Raw genomic sequence first — 15,441 nt, forward strand, 5'->3', positions numbered from 1 at the left:
GTGAGAGGGACCGCCTGTGTGTAGTCGTGCCCGGTAAGAACGCGGAGGTGAACGTCGACTGGCCAAAAGGGCGGGTGGCGACGTCGGTCACGCGGCCCGCGGCGCGCGCCGCGGCGGTCCCGAGCGGGTCGATGTCCGACAGGGGCTTGTGCCGTGCGGCCGGCCCCGCGGGCTGAGGGGCGCGCCTCTTGGGCATCGTGCTGAGGTTCATGATGGCTTCGTCGCTCCGGTTCGGGTGCGTGGAACCGAGTCTGGTCCCGATGGTGCGGACCCTATACCAGGAATGCCCGGCGAACCTCTTGTGCACGGGGCTGCTTTCCCCACTCATTGTGTTCTTAGGCCATCTTGTCGGGGGCGCGCGCAAGTCTTCGGAGGCGTGCGGTGAATTCGGGGGGCGTTCATGGGGGCCGCAAGCACTCCTGTACCGGGTACCACCCTGGGCGAGCAGGATCTGCCGCCGCTGTTCCAGCTGAGTGACCAGTGGGCGTTACGCCATCAGAGTGACTCGTTCCGGGCGGTGCGTACGCACCTGGTCCTGCTGCTGCTGGCCACCGCGGCCGCCGTCCTGACCGAGCAGGCGTCGGGGCACGTCATGACGGTGCTGGCGGCCGTGCTCTACGCGCTGACGATAGTCCTCGGCCTGAGCACCTCCCGGCGCCGGTCCCGGGCGCACTGGCAGGCCCACCGGGCGGCCGCCGAGCTGCTGAAGTCGCTGGCCTGGCAGTACATGGTGCACGGCGGGCCCTTCCACTCCCATGTCGTCGACCCGGACGCGGTGTTCGCCGAGCGGCTGGAGGAACGCCTGCGCGAGCTGCGGGCCTGCGGCTGGGAGGACTCCCGCGACCCCGAGGAACGGCGCAGGGGGCAGATCACCCCGCGGATGCGCGCGGAACGGGCCAAGTCCTACGCGGCCCGCCGGGACCTCTACCTGCGCGACCGGCTCCTGGAACAGGCCGTCTGGTACAAGAACCGGGCCGCCCGCGCGCACCGCGCCGCCGCCCGCTGGTCCTCCGTCACCGCGGCGCTGACCCTGTGCGCCCTCGCGGCCGCCCTGCTGCGGACCGTCGGCCTGCTCGGCGGCGCCGACCTCGCGGGGCTGCTCAGCGCGGCCGCCGCGGCGGGCGTCGCCTGGCAGGAGGTACGCAGGCACGGCCCGCTGACGTACGCGCACTCCCTCATCGAACAGGATCTGGAGACCACCCGGATCGCCATGACCACCACGGTGACGGAGGCGGGCTGGGCCGAGGCGGTGGGGGAGGCGGAGCGCCTGATGTCCCCGGCGCACACGGAGTGGCTGGTGCGCTTCGGCACCTGAGGCGGGCCCGCCGCGCCCCGTCAGTCGCGCAGCACCCCGTCCGGCCACAGCACGGTCACCGGCACGCCGATGTGCCGGGCGTAGGCCACCACGTCACCTGTGCCGCCCAGGCCGCGTGCCGGACGGCCGTCCCACACGGCGAGCAGTTCGTCGGAACGCTCCGCGATCCACTGGCCCGCCGCGAAGTACGCCTGCTCGTGGGTGGGCTGGACAGGGAGCTCGACCCGGTTCGCGCAGCGCCGCAGGATCCTGCGGTACGACGCCCGTGCCGCCTCGTCCCCCAGGTGGGCCTCGTAGTCCATGCCCGGGATCACGGCCGTCACCGGGACGCCGTGCGCCAGGGCGAGGTCCGCGAAGAGCTGGTCCGTACCGGCGGCGAGGCAGCTGAGTGCCTCCAGGGCCACGTCGGTGCGGCTGAGGTGCCGGTGCAGGGCGGAGCGGACGTAGGGCAGGACGGCCGGCGGGATCACCCGGTGCCCGGTCACGCCGACGCGGGTGACGGCGAGGCGGGGGACCGGTGCCGTCTCGGCGAGCTGGTCGGTGAACATGGTGATGTCGGCTGTCACGGAACGTCCCCTCCCGTCACCATCGGTGAGTCCACCCTAATCGAGGAGTGACGAGGCGCGCACGGGGCGCGTCGGCTCACATCGGTGCCCGGTCGGCGGGTACGCGTGTTCAGGCGGCCAGCGGGTCCAGCACCAGCGGCTCGATCCGGCCCTCCAGCATCGCCCCGATGCCCTGGACGGCGCACACGTCCGGCCGCTCCGCGATGTGCACCGGCATGCCGGTGGCCTCCCGCAGCAGCTGGTCGAAACCGGGCAGCCGCGCCGAGCCGCCGACCATCACGATCCCGCGGTCGGCGAGGTCGGCGACCAGGTCGGGCGGGCAGTCGCGCAGCACCTTGCCGATCCCGTCCAGGACGGACATGAGGGGCGTCTGGATGGCGTCCCGGACGGCCGCGGTGTCCACCCGCACGCTGCGGGCCAGCCCGGTGACCACGTCCCGCCCGTGGATCTCGGTGGAGGCAGGGCCCTCCGGGGTGAGGCCGGTGCCGTCCAGGGCCAGCTGCAGGGGGCGCACGGCCTGGTTCGGCAGCATCAGCTCGTGCTCGTGCCGCAGGTGCTGGACGATCGCGTGGTCCACGGCCTCCCCGCCGACGGGCATCCGCTCGGCGCACACGATCGACCCGAGGGAGAGCACGGCGACCTGGGTCGCGGCGGCCCCGCAGACGAGGATCATGCTCGCCTCCGGCCGCTCGACCGGCAGCCCGCACCCCACCGCCGCGGCGATCAGCGTGTCGACGAGCTCCACCCGCCGGGCCCCCAGCCCCACCAGCGTCTCGATGGTGGCCCGCTGGGCCAGCGGGTCGGCGTCGTGCGGGGTGCAGGCCGCCGCCCGCAGCCGGGGCTTGCGGCGCAGCGAACGGCGGATCTTGTCGCCGAGCAGCTGGCGCAGCATGCGCTGGGCCATCTCGATGTCGACGATCGTCCCGCCGGAGACGGGCCGCACGACACGGATGTAGTCGGGGGTACGGCCCGTCATCCTCTCCGCGAAGTCGCCGACGGCGATCAGGGCACCGGTGCGCGTGTTCATCGCGGCGACGGAGGGCTGGTCGACGACCAGGCCCATGCCCCTCACGTACACCCGGGTGCGGGCGGCCCCCAGATCGACGGCGAAATGGCAGCGGCGCAACTGCTCCAGACTGACGGTCACGGCAGATCCTCCCGGTGCGCGGGCCGTGTGGGGTGGCACCGCCGGTCGGCGGCCTGCTTCGCATCCTCCGGGGGATCGCAGCGGCGCGCCTGCGGGGAGGGTCCGGGCGGGGCACCGCTGAATGGGGGGTTTCGGGCCCGCCCGGCCGCCCGCGGGTCAGCCGGGCGGTGCGGTCGGCGCGGGCGCGGCGAGGCCGTCCGGGGAGTTACGCACGATGCCGCGGACCACCCCCAGCTCCACCAGGTCCTGGGGCCGGATCCGCAGCTGGCCGGCGGTGGTCTGGACGTCCTCGGGGGCGCGTTTCAGGATCGCCGCCGCCAGTTCCGGTGCGATGACGGAGAAGTAGCTGTCCGGGGTGGCCCAGGTGTTGCCGGGCGCGGCCAGCGCGAGGGCGCCGCCCGAGCCGCCCTCCCCGACGACGAGGGTGGTGATCGGCGTCCGGGCCGCCGCGACCTCGCCGAAGAGCTCCGCGATGGCGGCGCCCGCGCCCTGCCGTTCCGCCTCGGCGTCGTTCGCGGCGCCCGGGGTGTCGACGAGCGTCAGCACGGGGATCCCCAGCCGGTCCGCGAGCCGTATCAGGCGGGCGGCGGTGCGGTATCCGGCGGGCCTGGTCGCCGTCCCGGTCTGCGCGGCGAAGGCGACCGTACGGCCGTCCGCCCGCTCGCCGAACCCGCACAGCATCCCGCCCGGGTCCGCCCCGCCGCACCGGTCGCCGACCAGGGCGACGCGGCGGGTGAAGTACGCGTCCAGGTAGGCCTCGGCGCGCGGGCGGTGCGGGGCGCGGGCGCGCCGGACGGCCTCCCAGCCGGTGGCGGGCAGCGCGCCGGCGCCGAGGGCGAGCGGCGGGTCGGCGGGTATCGGGGCGGGCGCGGTCAGCAGCCGCAGCCACAGCCCGAGCGACGCCTTCAGCTCCGCCGGGGGCACCACGGCGTCCGCCGCCCCCGCCGCGAGCTGCGCCTCGGCCGTGTACGCGGCCGGGTCGGCGTCCGGCGGGCGGACCCGCGAGCCGGCGAAGCCCACCTGGGCGCCGGGCAGCGCCAGGATCACGTCGGCCCCGGCGCCCAGGGTGGCCCAGCCGCCGCCGGTCGTCGGATCGCGCAGGACCGCGACCTGCGCCAGCCCCGCCTCCCGGGTGAGCGCCGACTGGCGGGCAACCCGCTGGAGCTGGGACAGGGCGAGCATGCCCTCCTGCATCCGGCTGCCGCCGGTGGCGACCAGCGGGACGACCGGGAGCCGGTGGGCGCGGGCATGGACGTACGCCGCCTCCAGCCGGTCGCCGGTCCGCTCGCCGAGCGAGCCGCCGAGGAAGCCGAACTCGAAGGCGATCAGCACCGCCGCCGTACCCTCGACCCGCGCGGTGCCGACGACGACGGACTCCTCCTCGCCGGTGCGCTCGGCGGCGCGGGCGCGCGAGGCGTCGTACCCCTGCCAGCCGAGCGGGCCGTCGGGCACCGACTGCCGCGCCGGGTGCGGGAGTTCGGCGAAGGTGCCGGGGTCGGCGACGAGGGCGAGGGCGCGGCGGGCGGAGAGCCGCGCGGGTGCCGGACCGGGCGCCGGCCCCGGCTCAGACACCGAGGGCCCGCTTCATGATCTTCCCCATGTCGTTGCGGGGGAGGGCGTCCAGGTAGTGGACGACGCGGGGCCGCTTGTGCGGGGCGAGCCGCCCGGCGACGTGGTCCGCCAGCTCCTGTGCCGAGGGCGGCGACTGAGGCTCCGCCGGCACGATCCAGGCGACGATCCGCTCGCCCAGGTCCGCGTCCGGCTCCCCGGTGACCGCGGCCTCCCGCACCCCCGGATGCTCCAGCAGCGCGTTCTCGATCTCCCCGGCGCCGATCTTGTAACCCCCGCTCTTGATCAGGTCGGTGGCCTTGCGTCCGACGATGCGCACATAGCCGTCCGGCTCGCGCACCGCCATGTCCCCGGTGCGGAACCAGCCGTCGGCGGTGAAGGCGGCGGCGGTCGCGTCGGGCCGGTTGAGGTACTCGGTGAACAGGTTCGGGCCGCGTACCTGGATCTCCCCGACGGTCTCCCCGTCGTACGCCGTGATCGCGGTCCCGTCCTCCTCCACCAGCCGCAGCTCCACCCCCGGCAGCGGCACCCCCACGGTCCCCGCGCGGGCCTCGCCGTCGGCCCTGACACTGGTGTTCATCAGGGTCTCCGTCATGCCGTACCGCTCGACGACCCGCCGTCCGGTCGCCGTCGCGATCCGCTCGTGGTCGTGGACGGGCAGCGCGGCCGAGCCGGAGACCAGCAGCCGGGCCCGGCCGAGCGCCTTCGCCAGGCCGGGGTCGGCGGGCAGCGCCTCCGCGATGCGGTGGTACATGGTCGGCACGCCGAAGAACATGGTCGCGCCGCCGTTCAGTTCGCGGGCGACCCCGTCGGTGCCGAACCGGCCGAGGTGCCGGACCGAGCCGCCGCGCCGCAGCGGCCCGAGGATGCCCAGCACGAGCCCGTGCACATGGAACAGCGGCAGGCCGTGGACGAGGACGTCCTCCCCGGTCCACTGCCAGGCGTCGGCGAGCGCGTCCAGGGTGGCGGCGAGCGCCCGGCGCGGGATGACGGCGCCCTTGGGCGGCCCGGTGGTGCCGGAGGTGTACACGACGAGGGCCGGGTCGGACTCGTCGGTACGGTCCTCGGGCACCGGCCCCACGGCCGCCGCGTCGACGTCGATGCGCGGCAACCCGGCGAGGGCCGAAGGGAGTTCGGCGCCGGGGGCGGCCAGCACGGCGGCCGGCCGACTGTCGGCGAGGATGTGCGCGAGCTCCTTCTCCCCCGACCTGGGGTTCAGCGGCACGGCCGCCCGCCCGGCCAGCAGGGTGCCGACGACAGCCACCGCCGTCTCCAGCTCCGGCGTCGCCCACACCGCGACCCGCTCGGCGTCCCCCACCCGTCCGGCGAGGGCGCCGGCCGCGGCGGCGAGTTGCCCGTACGTCAGCGACCGCGCCCCGAACCGCAGGGCGGCCTTCCCGCCCGGACCGTCCACCAGGGCCGGAAACAGAAACGACACGCGACGACTCCTCACCGTTCGGAACCTCGACAGCCTCTTCCTACACCAGCCGCCACCCTCCGGGGCCGCCCCACTCGCGCTCCGCACCACGACGTTGATCACACCGTCGGCCCTTCACCACCGCCGTGTCCCGACGACCGCGCTCAGATCGGGCGCGAGCCGCACCTCCACCGACCGGAGGGCGGGATGCCCGAGCCAGTGCAGCCGCGCCCGATCGACGTCCCCGCCGAACCGGGGCGGCCACCGGTCGGCGGGGGTGAAGTCGAGGCGGCTTTTCGTTCCGGTCGGGTCTTGTTCTTCCCTGGTCTCCTATCCGGCCGAGACGGGTGGATGGGTGGGCGGTACGACGTCGGCCACGACCACGCTCACGTTGTCGGCGCCGCCCGCTGCATTGGCCGCCTCGGTCAGCGTTCGCACCGCGTCGCCCGGTTCGCCGCCGCCCAGCAGCTCCCGGATCCGCTCGTCGGGGACCTGCCTCGTCAGGCCGTCCGAGCAGAGCAGGTACCGGTCGCCGGACCGGGCCTCGTGCAGTTTCAGGTCCGGGGTGTCGGCGGCGTTCCCCGGCAGCGCCTTCGCCAGCAGCATCCGCTGCGGATGGCTCTCGGCCTCCTCCGGCGTCAGCCGGCCCTCGTCGATCAGCGACTGCACCACGCTGTGGTCGTGCGTGATCCGGAACAGCTCCCCGTCCCGCAGCAGATACGCCCGCGAGTCCCCGATGTGCACGAGGGCCAGCCGGGACCCGGTCCACAGCAGCGCGGTGAGTGTCGTACCGACGTCCGTACTCCCCTCCGCCACCTCCTGTACCGCCTCGGCCGCCGAACGCACCGTGTCCTCCAGGAGGTTCAGCACGTTCCCCGCGGACAGCTCCGCCTCCTCCAGCGGCCTGAACGCCGCAACGGCGGCGGCACTGGCCGACGCCCCGGCCGGCCCGCACCCGTCGGCGACGGCCAGCAGCCGGCGCCCCGCGTACGCGGTGTCCTGGTTGGACGGCCGGACACGCCCCCGGTCCGAGTGGGCGGCATAACGCAGTTCCAGCATGTTCGTGGTATCCCTTCTCGACTCTCCGGACAGGTGGTCGACGAGGAACGCGGCCAGGTCACGCCGTACGGCGGTGTCCGCCTCGACACGGGCCCAGTACGCCCGCACCTCCCGGGCGGCCCGGTCCGCAGGCAGCGCGCACACCTCGCGGATGCGCGCCAGCGGCATGCCCAGCCGCCGCAGCCAGGCCACCAACCGGGCGCGTTCCAGTTGCGCGCCGGCGTAGTACCGGTAGCCGGTCTCCGGGTCGACCCGGGCGGGCTTCAGCAGGTCCAGCTCGTCGTACAGCCGCAACGCCTTCGGCGACAGCCGGCAGACCTTCGCGAAGGCCCCGATGGTCAGCCACTCCATGCCGTCTCCATGCCGTCTCCATGTCGTCTCGGCGCCGTCGCGATGCCGCCTCGGTGCCGGTCTCCGTGCTGTCGCCCCACCGACCGGTGCGGGCCTCGCGTTCCGCGTCGTCCGCCATCGATGCTGGGGCTTCACCGAAGGTGAAGGTCAACGGTGCTCGCGGGTTAGCCTGCCGGAGGACGCAACGCAGACCCCGACAGCCAAGGGAGCCCCCGCCGTGCCCCGCATAGCCCTCGCCACCTACGACCCCGGCACGGAACCGAGCAAGGACCAGGATCTGCCGGTGCTGGTGGCGGCGCTGACCGCCGCCGGAGCGGAGGCCGTCGCCCGCCCGTGGGACGACCCCGAAGTGGAGTGGGGCGGCTTCGACCTGGTCGTCATCCGTTCGACCTGGGACTACGCCTGGCGGACGGACGAGTTCGTGCCGTGGGTGGAGCGGGTGGGCAAGGCGACCCGGATCGCGAACCCGGCCGAGGTCGTGCGGTGGAACACCGACAAGCGGTATCTCGGTGACCTCGCGGCGGCCGGGGTGCCCGTCGTGCCGACCCGGTATCTGGCCCCCGGCGACCGGGCCGCCGACCTGCCGGCCGACCGCGACTTCGTCGTCAAGCCCACCTTCGGCGCCGGCGCCCGGTTCGCCGCCCGCTACACCCCCGGCGAGCACGCAACGGCCGTACGGCACCTGGCCCGGATGCACGAGGAGGGGCTGACCGCGATGGTCCAGCCGTACGTCGCCGGGATCGACGTCAGCGGCGAGCGGGCGCTGCAGTTCTTCGGCGGGCGGCTGCTGCACGCCAGCCGCAAGCGGGCCGTGCTCACCCCTGGCACGGCGTACGACGCGGACAAGGTCGCCCACCCGGACCTGGCGGCCTGGACCCCGACTCCGGCCGAACTCGCCGTGGCGGAGCGCGCGTTGGCCGCCGTACCGGATGCGCCCGAGCTGCTGTACGCCCGGGTGGACCTGGTCGACGGCGCGGACGGGCGGCCGCAGGTGATGGAGCTGGAGCTGGTCGAGCCGAACCTGTTCCTGTTCCTGCACCCGGGGTCGGTGGCCGGGGTGGCGGAGGCGATCCTCACCGCGGCTCGTCGATGACCGCGGTGCGCTGCAGCAGGCCCCAGGTGAACTCGGCGACCACCTGACGGCCGTCGGGCACCTGGAAGGTGAGCCCCCATCGGGTTGGGGCCGTACCCTCCAGGGGGCGCGCGGGGGCGAAGGCGCGGGCGGCCTCGTCGACCGTGCAGGACCAGGGGGTGAGGTCGTCGTAGGACTCCAGTCGCGGGGCGGCAGCGCCGGGGGCGCGGACGAGCCATTCGTTCCAGACCGCGCCGCCGGGACCGATCATGACCTCGAAGCGCAGGGTGGGCCAGAGGGGGAGCGGCCACTGCCAGGCCGCGCACTCCAGGTCGCCGACGGTGCGCTTGGTCTCCCACTCGGGCGGGCCGAGGACGGAGCGGTAGCGGGCCGCCGCCGAGCGGGACCGCGGCGAGCGGGCCATCGCCTGCCAGCGCTTGTTGGCCTCCCGCATGTCCGCGATCGACGCACCCAGCGTGCGCCGGGCGTCCTCCACCAGGTCCGGGTTGTGGTCGGCCATGCGGCGCAGCAGCACCAGCTGGAAGTCCAGTCGCATGCCACCCATGGTGCACGCGCCGGTACCCGGCTGGTTCCCGGCCATTGCCCACGGAATCCCCGGTGGCTAGCCTGTGTTCGTCATGCCGATCGCCTGTTGATATCTCGAACGGCTCCGCAGCTGAGACGCGCGCCGCACCGATATCCGGCGCCTAGACCCAAGGGAGGGGGCCGGACGTGGGACGCCTCGTGCCTGCCGTGACCCGGGCTCTCGACATTCTTGAGCTCTTCCTGGACGGGGACGGGACCCTCTCCGCCCCCGACATAGTGCGCAAACTCCAGCTGCCGCGGACCACCGTGCACGAGCTGGTGACCACGCTGTCCGCCCGGTCGTACATCGTGCCCGTACCCGGACAGCCCGGACGCTACCGGCTCGGCGTCCGTCCGTACCAGCTCGGCAGCAGATACGCCGAGCAGCTCGACCTCGCCGCCGAGGGCCAGCAGGTCGCCCGGTCCGTCGCCGAGACCTGCGACGAGACCGTCCACGTGGCGATCCTCGAAGGCACCGACGTCATCTACATCGCCAAGGTCGACTCCACCCACGCGGTCCGCATGGTCTCCGCCGCCGGCCGCCGGCTGCCCGCCCACTGCACCTCGGTCGGCAAGATGCTGCTGGCCTCGCTGCCGGAGCCGGAGCTGACCTCCCGCATCCCGGACGACGCCGAGCTCGTCGCGATGACCCCGAACAGCATCACCGAGCCGGGCGCCCTGCGCGAGGTCCTCACCGACATCCGCGCCCGCGGGATCGCCGTCGAGAGCCGGGAGTCCAACCCGGACGTCTCCTGCGTCGCCGCGCCGGTCCGCGACCGCACCGGACAGGTCGTCGCGGCCCTGTCCATCTCCGTCCCGATGATCCGCTGGAGCGACGAGCGCCGCCGCGAGCTGGAGCAGCTCGCGGCCAAGGGCGCCGCCGAACTCTCCGAGCGCCTCGGCCACCGGAGCGTGGCATGACGACGGTGACGACGACGGCGTACGAGGTCGCGGTCGCCACGGAGGCGACCCTCGGCGAGGGCCCCACCTGGGATCCGGCGACCGGCCGCCTGCTGTGGATCGACGTCCTCGGCTCCCGGATCCACACGTACGACCCCGCGACCGGGCGCCGCACGGTCCGCACGACGGACCAGCACGTCGGCGCGGTCAAGCCCCGTGCGGGTGGCGGCCTGGTCCTCAACCTCCGGGACGGCGTCGGCCTCCTGGACCCCGACGGCACGTTCCGCTGGCTGCACCGCGAACAGGTCCCGGGCCGCCGCGCCAACGACGCGGCCGTCGCTCCCGACGGCTCCCTGTGGGCCGGCACGATGCGCTACGACGAGGCGACCGGGGGCGGCACCCTTTCCCGGGTGGCACCCGACGGCACGGTGACGACGCTGCTGCCGGACGTCACCGTCAGCAACGGCATCGGCTGGAGCCCGGACGGCCGCCGCGTCTACTACGTCGACACGCCGACCCGCCGCGTGGACGTCTTCGACTGCGCCGACGGACTCCCCGTCGGCCGCCGCCCGCTGGTGACGATCGAGGAGGACGCCGGTTTCCCGGACGGCCTGACGGTCGACGCGGACGGCTGCGTGTGGGTGGCGCTGTGGGGTGGGGCGGCGGTGCGCCGCTATACGCCCGACGGCGAGCTGGACCGGGTGATCAGCCTGCCGGCATCGCTGACGACGGCCTGCGCGTTCGGGGGCGCCGACCTGACGGACCTCTACGTCACGACGGCGCGGGTGGGGCTGGACCGGCCGCATCCGACGGCGGGGTCGCTGCTGGTGATTCCGGGCGCCGGCAAGGGCGTCGCCCAACCGCCCTTCCAGGGCTGACCTCAGCGCCCCGTCAGGGGCGCGGGGAACTGCGCGATCAACCCCCACTCGCCCGCAGGCGAAGGACAACCCTGCGGCCCCGGGCAGTAGACCGTCCGCGGCACCGTCGTGGCTGGTCGCGCAGTTCCCCGCGCCCCTACGGGGCGCTCAGCTCGTCCAGCAGTTTCTGCTCCGCCGGCGTCAGGGGCGGGCCCGAAAGCGGCGGTAGCAGCGGGCCGTTGAGCGCGGCCAGGAGCGCGCTGGGGCGCAGCAGTCGGGACGGGCCCGTTTCGAGGCTGCTCACGTCCCAGAGCGCGGCCGCCGCCGGGTAGGAACCCGTGGCCGCCTTCAGCAGGCGCCGTGAGTAGCGGGTGACCAGGCGGTCCGCGGCTTTCGGCGCGCCGCCGCGGGTCTCGGGGTACCAGACGTCCTGGCCCACCGCGGTGGCCCAGGGGCCCTCCACGACGGCGGCGACCCGGCGCTGCACGCGGCGGGACAGGCCGGGCGCGGCGGGGCCGGAGCGGTCCAGCTCGCGGGAGAGGGTGCGGGCACCCTGTGCCGCCACCGACATGCCCTGTCCGTAGGCGGGGTTGAAGGTGGCCAAGGCGTCGCCGAGGACGACGAGGCCCTCCGGCCAGGTCCGGGCCTTCTCCAGGTAGCGGCGCGCGTTGTGCGTGCTGTGGCTGGTGTGGACGTCGGTCAGGGGTTCCGCGCCGGAGACGAGGCGGCCGAGGATGGGGTCCGGCAGCCGGCGGATGTACTCCAGGAAGCCGTCAGGGTCGGCCGGCGGTTCGCCGCCCCGGGTGCCGGCCAGGCTGACCATCCAGCGGTCGCCCTCGATGGGCAGGACCATCCCGCTGCGGCCCGGCCGGGACGCGTACGGGTCGGCGTGCAGCACCGTGAGCGGGAAGTGCTCGGCGCCCTCGGGCCTGCGGTAGATCCGGGTCGCGTTGACCAGGCCGGAGTCGACGGTCCGTTCGGGTATGCCGGTCACCCCGAGCGCCTCCAGCCAGCGCACGATGCGCGAGCCGCGACCGCCGGCGTCGACCACGAGGTCGGCGTCGAGCACCGCCTCCCCGGAGCTGGCCGAGTCGCCGGCCGGGGCCTTCGCGGAGATGCGGACGCCCGTCACCCGGTGCGCGGTGCCGGTCAGGGACAGGGCCTGTGCCGTGCGGATCTCGGTCTTGGAGTGGGCGAGCACCTCCGTGCGGACCACCCAGTCCAGCAGTGCCCGGCTGCAGGTGATCATCCGGGGGCCGTCGTGCCGCCAGCGGCGCATCCAGCCCTCGGAGGTCAGCGTCAACATGCCCGAGCCGAGGGGTATCTCGTGGGCACCGGCGGCGAGCAGCCGCTCGCGCATGCTCACCCCGGGCACGAGGTCCTCCACGGCGGCCAGACCGCCGGACATCAGCAGATGGGCGTGGCGGCCCTGCGGGAGCCCCCTGCGGTGGTCGGGCCCGTCGGGCAGTTCGTCCCGGTCGAGTACGACCACTTCGTCCACGTGACCGGACAGCGCGGCGGCGGCCAGCATGCCGGCCAGTCCGGCACCGATGACGACAGCTCTCCGCGGCATGGGGCTCCTTGTGTCCGGTCAGGGGTGTGCGGTCAGGGGACGGTGGTGCGGACGGCCGGGGCGGACGCCCTTGTTGCAGGGGGGAGTTCACCCCGGTGAGGCCCTCACCCCGGCGTGGCCCTCACCGTACCTTCCGGCACCGTGGCGGTGAGCCGGGACCGGGTGAGCGCCTGCGCCAGCTCGACCAGCCCGCCCGGGCCGGCCACCTCCGTGGCGTGGAGCCGGTACGTGCTCGGGGTGGTGCGGGGCTCCTCGTGCGCGGCGGCGCGGCGGGCCGCGTCGCTCACCATGGCCGCTTCCGCCGCGACCCGGGCCTCGTGCGCGGAGCGGCCCTCGTGCAGGGCGGCGTCCCGGGCGCGCTCGCGCACCCCGTCGTCGAAGTAGGGCGCCAGCGCCAGCAGGCCGTCGTGGATGGAGACTTCCCGCCAGTGCAGGCGTACCCGGGGCGGCTGCCACACGGCCATGGGTGGCTTCGGCGCGAGGGAGGCGAAGCGCACCTCCGACCACAACGGGCCGAGGCCGCGCAGGTCGTCGAGGTCGCGCCGGCAGGCCAGGGCCACCGGCAGCAGCCTCGGCAGGACGAAGCCCAGGGAGCACGTCAGGGCGCCCAGCGACGCCACCGGCGGGGCGACGGAGGTGGACAGGAAGTCGAGGTCGTGACCGGACCAACGGGCCACGAGCGCCGTGTACTTGGCGAGCTGGAAGCCCACCACGTCCAGCAGGATCCCGGCCAGGATCAGCCGCAGCCCGGTCCTGAGCAGACCGGTGACCTCGCGGCTCCAGGTGACGCACACGGCGCACATCACCAGGGTGGCCGCGCTGTGCCCGAGCAGGTAGAGCACGATCATCTCGCGCATGTACGGCGTGTTCGCGTAGTACGTGTCGAGGTCGGTGAGCCGCTCGGTGCTCGGGCCGGCCAGCGTGAACAGCACGACGATGGCGACGATCAGCGCGCCGTAGGCGGCCATGGTGCGCAGCACCAGGCGGCGGATCCGGGCCGGGGGTCCGCCCCGCCAGTTGATCAGCAGGACCAGCAGGGAGCAGCTGTACGCGGAGAGCATGCCGTAGGTGAGGGGCGCGCCGAAGTTCGCGACGCCCGTGAGGCGGTTGACGGCGGACAGGGTCAGCGGGGCCGAGCAGACGAAGACCAGGGCGCCCAGGACGATCGCGACGCAGGTGGACACGGTGAGCGGATGGCGCGGGGCCGCCAGGGGTCTGCGGAGCAGGACGACGCAGGAGAGCCCGAAGACGGCGCCCGCGAGGTACACCACGAGGCTCATGCCCGGGTAATCCCTTCCGTCGTACCGACGCGGAGCCGGGCGGCCGCGACGAGCGGGGACAGCACCAGGGCGTCGGCCACCCGTACCAGCAGGGCGGGGGCAGGGTTGCGGTCGGCGAACCAGTCCGGTTCGCCGACGGGCGCGAGCCGGTGGCCCGGGTCGCGCTCCTCCACCGCGGCCGCGGCGATCACCGCCGCCCATGCGGTGGCCTCGGCCCATTCCGCGTCGTTCGTGGTCCGTGCCGCGGTCTCCAGTGTCCGTTCGTACAGGGCCCGGTCGAAGAACGCGTTCAGGTGGCCGAGTGCGTTGTGGATGCTCGTCTGGCGCCACACCAGCCGGGTGGCGGCGGAGGACCAGCGCGGCCGGGGCAGCCGCAGCGCGCGCCGGCTGAGGAGTTCGTCCAGCTCCCGTTCCAGCGGTTCGAGGCGGGCGAAGGTCCGCCGGGCCCGCCACCGCTGCGTCAGCCGGGGGCCGGTCAGCGGGATCAGCACGCCGATGACGGTCAGCAGCGCGCTGACCCCGGCGGCGGCCGGTGACACGGTCGTACTGACCCACGACCAGTCGAGGCCGCACCAGCGGGCCACCACGGCGGCGAGCTTGGGCAGGCTGTACCCGGCGCCGCACAGCGAGCCGATGCCGAGGATGACCAGGCCCGCCCGCAGCCAGCCGTGCACCCGCCGGGCCCAGCGCAGCGACGACACCGCGGTGACGCTGACGGCGGCGAGGTGCCCGGCCAGGTACAGCACGATCATCTCGGCGGTGAACGGGGTGGTCGCGTAGTAGGTGTCCAGGTCGGTGCGGCGCTCCACGGGCGTGTCGCCCAGCACGAACATCGCCGCGATGCCCACGAGGACGATCGCGTAACCCACGATCCAGCGGCGGGCCGTGCGGTGCACATGGGGTCCGCCGCGCCAGTAGACGATCAGGACCTGGGAGGAGGCGCTGTAGGCGGTGATCGACGCGTAGGTCAGCGGGGCGGCGAGGTTCGGGACGCCGCTGAGGTGGTTGACCGCCCCGACGGTGGGCGGTGCCCCGAGGAAGAAGCAGGTGCCGGCCAGGCCGAGGACCACGCAGATGACGCGCAGGTAGGGGTCGCGCCAGTGACGTACCAGGTCGGGGGCCTTCACCAGCAGGCCCAGCCACAGCAGACCGCAGCTGACGTAGTTGATCAGGCCGTTCATCTTCCCGGTCCGTCTCCCGATCCGCTTCCCGGACCGCCGCTCGTGCCACGGTAGTTGAGGGCGGCGCCGATGCGCCCGGCGAGGCCCTGGGCGTCGTCCCCGGCCGCCGCGCCGCCCCCGGCGGCCTCCAGCCAGGGGCGCAGCCGCCCGCTCATCAACATGCCGAAGCGGTCGGCCTCCTGCTCGTCGGCGAGGCTGAAGTCGGTGCGCGCGGCGACGGGGCGCGGGCTGCCGTCCGCGGCCGGCGCGGGCGAGGGGCGGGCGTCGCGCTGGTGCATGTGCCACACCTCGTGGCAGAAGATCACGATCTGGTGCCAGACGGCGGCCCGTTTGTCCACGACGACGACGTCGTACGTGTCGCCCTCCAGCCACAGCCCGCTCGCGGTATGGGGCGGGAACACCTCGCGCCGGACCACGACCTCACGTCCCCGCCAGCGGCAGACGGAGTCGACCAGTGCGTCGAACAGGGCCTCGGGGTCGGCGGGCACCGGAACCCGCATGGGCTCGACGAGGGCACCGGCGAGCCGGCGCATCTCCTTCTTCGTGCGCACCGCTGCAATATGCCAGGA

Annotated in this window: 14 protein-coding genes; 4 read left to right on the plus strand and 10 right to left on the minus strand. The window is 74.3% G+C overall.

The genetic code is table 11. The annotated features are described in order from the left end of the window. Positions 1–400: 400 nt before the first annotated feature. Positions 401–1,315, plus strand: coding sequence for a DUF4231 domain-containing protein (locus ACZ63F_RS14715; RefSeq protein ID WP_469711115.1), 915 nt, complete (start codon positions 401–403; stop codon positions 1,313–1,315). Between the two features lie 20 nt (positions 1,316–1,335). Here the strand turns inward: ACZ63F_RS14715 and ACZ63F_RS14720 are convergent, their stop codons facing one another. The 5 genes from ACZ63F_RS14720 to ACZ63F_RS14740 form a co-directional block, all read right to left on the minus strand. After that, complete coding sequence (locus tag ACZ63F_RS14720) at positions 1,336–1,863, minus strand: hypothetical protein (RefSeq protein ID WP_469711394.1); 528 nt, start codon at positions 1,861–1,863, stop codon at positions 1,336–1,338. A gap of 127 nt (positions 1,864–1,990) precedes the next feature. Further along, entirely contained in the window at positions 1,991–3,028 is a 1,038-nt protein-coding gene (locus ACZ63F_RS14725; RefSeq protein WP_469711117.1) for a rod shape-determining protein, read from the minus strand. 156 nt (positions 3,029–3,184) lie between these two features. After that, positions 3,185–4,600: a carboxyl transferase domain-containing protein gene (locus ACZ63F_RS14730; protein ID WP_469711119.1), complete on the minus strand. Its 1,416-nt coding sequence runs from the start codon at positions 4,598–4,600 to the stop codon at positions 3,185–3,187. Next, positions 4,593–6,035, minus strand: coding sequence for an acyl-CoA synthetase (locus ACZ63F_RS14735; RefSeq protein WP_469711121.1), 1,443 nt, complete (start codon positions 6,033–6,035; stop codon positions 4,593–4,595). Before ACZ63F_RS14735 ends, ACZ63F_RS14730 begins: the two co-directional genes overlap by 8 nt. Before the next feature lie 309 nt (positions 6,036–6,344). After that, a complete protein-coding gene (locus tag ACZ63F_RS14740) occupies positions 6,345–7,424 on the minus strand; it encodes a MerR family transcriptional regulator (RefSeq protein ID WP_469711124.1) in 1,080 nt (359 codons plus the stop codon). A 217-nt stretch (positions 7,425–7,641) separates the two neighbouring features. Between ACZ63F_RS14740 and ACZ63F_RS14745 the strand changes: the two genes are divergently transcribed. Next, the gene (locus ACZ63F_RS14745; RefSeq protein ID WP_469711126.1) at positions 7,642–8,517 is read left to right on the plus strand and encodes an ATP-grasp domain-containing protein; all 876 of its coding nucleotides are present in this window, start codon (positions 7,642–7,644) and stop codon (positions 8,515–8,517) included. Here ACZ63F_RS14745 and ACZ63F_RS14750 read toward each other — a convergent pair. Further along, positions 8,498–9,097 (minus strand): hypothetical protein, encoded by a 600-nt coding sequence (locus ACZ63F_RS14750; protein ID WP_469711128.1) that lies wholly within the window; start codon positions 9,095–9,097, stop codon positions 8,498–8,500. The two genes, ACZ63F_RS14745 and ACZ63F_RS14750, sit on opposite strands and share 20 nt — an antisense overlap. Positions 9,098–9,228: 131 nt before the next feature. Between ACZ63F_RS14750 and ACZ63F_RS14755 the strand changes: the two genes are divergently transcribed. Further along, entirely contained in the window at positions 9,229–10,002 is a 774-nt protein-coding gene (locus ACZ63F_RS14755) for an IclR family transcriptional regulator (protein ID WP_469711131.1), read from the plus strand. Next, entirely contained in the window at positions 9,999–10,859 is an 861-nt protein-coding gene (locus ACZ63F_RS14760) for an SMP-30/gluconolactonase/LRE family protein (RefSeq protein ID WP_469711132.1), read from the plus strand. Before ACZ63F_RS14755 ends, ACZ63F_RS14760 begins: the two co-directional genes overlap by 4 nt. 136 nt (positions 10,860–10,995) lie before the next feature. On the opposite strand, the gene ACZ63F_RS14765 is transcribed toward ACZ63F_RS14760, so the two are convergent. The 4 genes from ACZ63F_RS14765 to ACZ63F_RS14780 all read right to left on the minus strand — a co-directional run bounded on the left by ACZ63F_RS14765 (position 10,996) and on the right by ACZ63F_RS14780 (position 15,423). After that, positions 10,996–12,411 carry an FAD-dependent monooxygenase gene (locus ACZ63F_RS14765; RefSeq protein ID WP_469711134.1) on the minus strand — a complete coding sequence of 472 codons (1,416 nt, stop codon included), beginning with the start codon at positions 12,409–12,411 and terminating at the stop codon, positions 10,996–10,998. A 104-nt stretch (positions 12,412–12,515) separates the two neighbouring features. After that, positions 12,516–13,691, minus strand: a complete 1,176-nt coding sequence (locus ACZ63F_RS14770) for an MAB_1171c family putative transporter (RefSeq protein WP_469711136.1) — start codon at positions 13,689–13,691, stop codon at positions 12,516–12,518. Further along, complete coding sequence (locus ACZ63F_RS14775) at positions 13,688–14,872, minus strand: MAB_1171c family putative transporter (protein ID WP_469711137.1); 1,185 nt, start codon at positions 14,870–14,872, stop codon at positions 13,688–13,690. The genes ACZ63F_RS14770 and ACZ63F_RS14775 overlap by 4 nt, the downstream gene beginning before the upstream one ends. After that, complete coding sequence (locus ACZ63F_RS14780; RefSeq protein ID WP_352353416.1) at positions 14,869–15,423, minus strand: toxin; 555 nt, start codon at positions 15,421–15,423, stop codon at positions 14,869–14,871. The genes ACZ63F_RS14775 and ACZ63F_RS14780 overlap by 4 nt, the downstream gene beginning before the upstream one ends. Between the last annotated feature and the right edge of the window lie 18 nt (positions 15,424–15,441).

Source organism: Streptomyces sp. NPDC104761 (assembly GCF_055583445.1).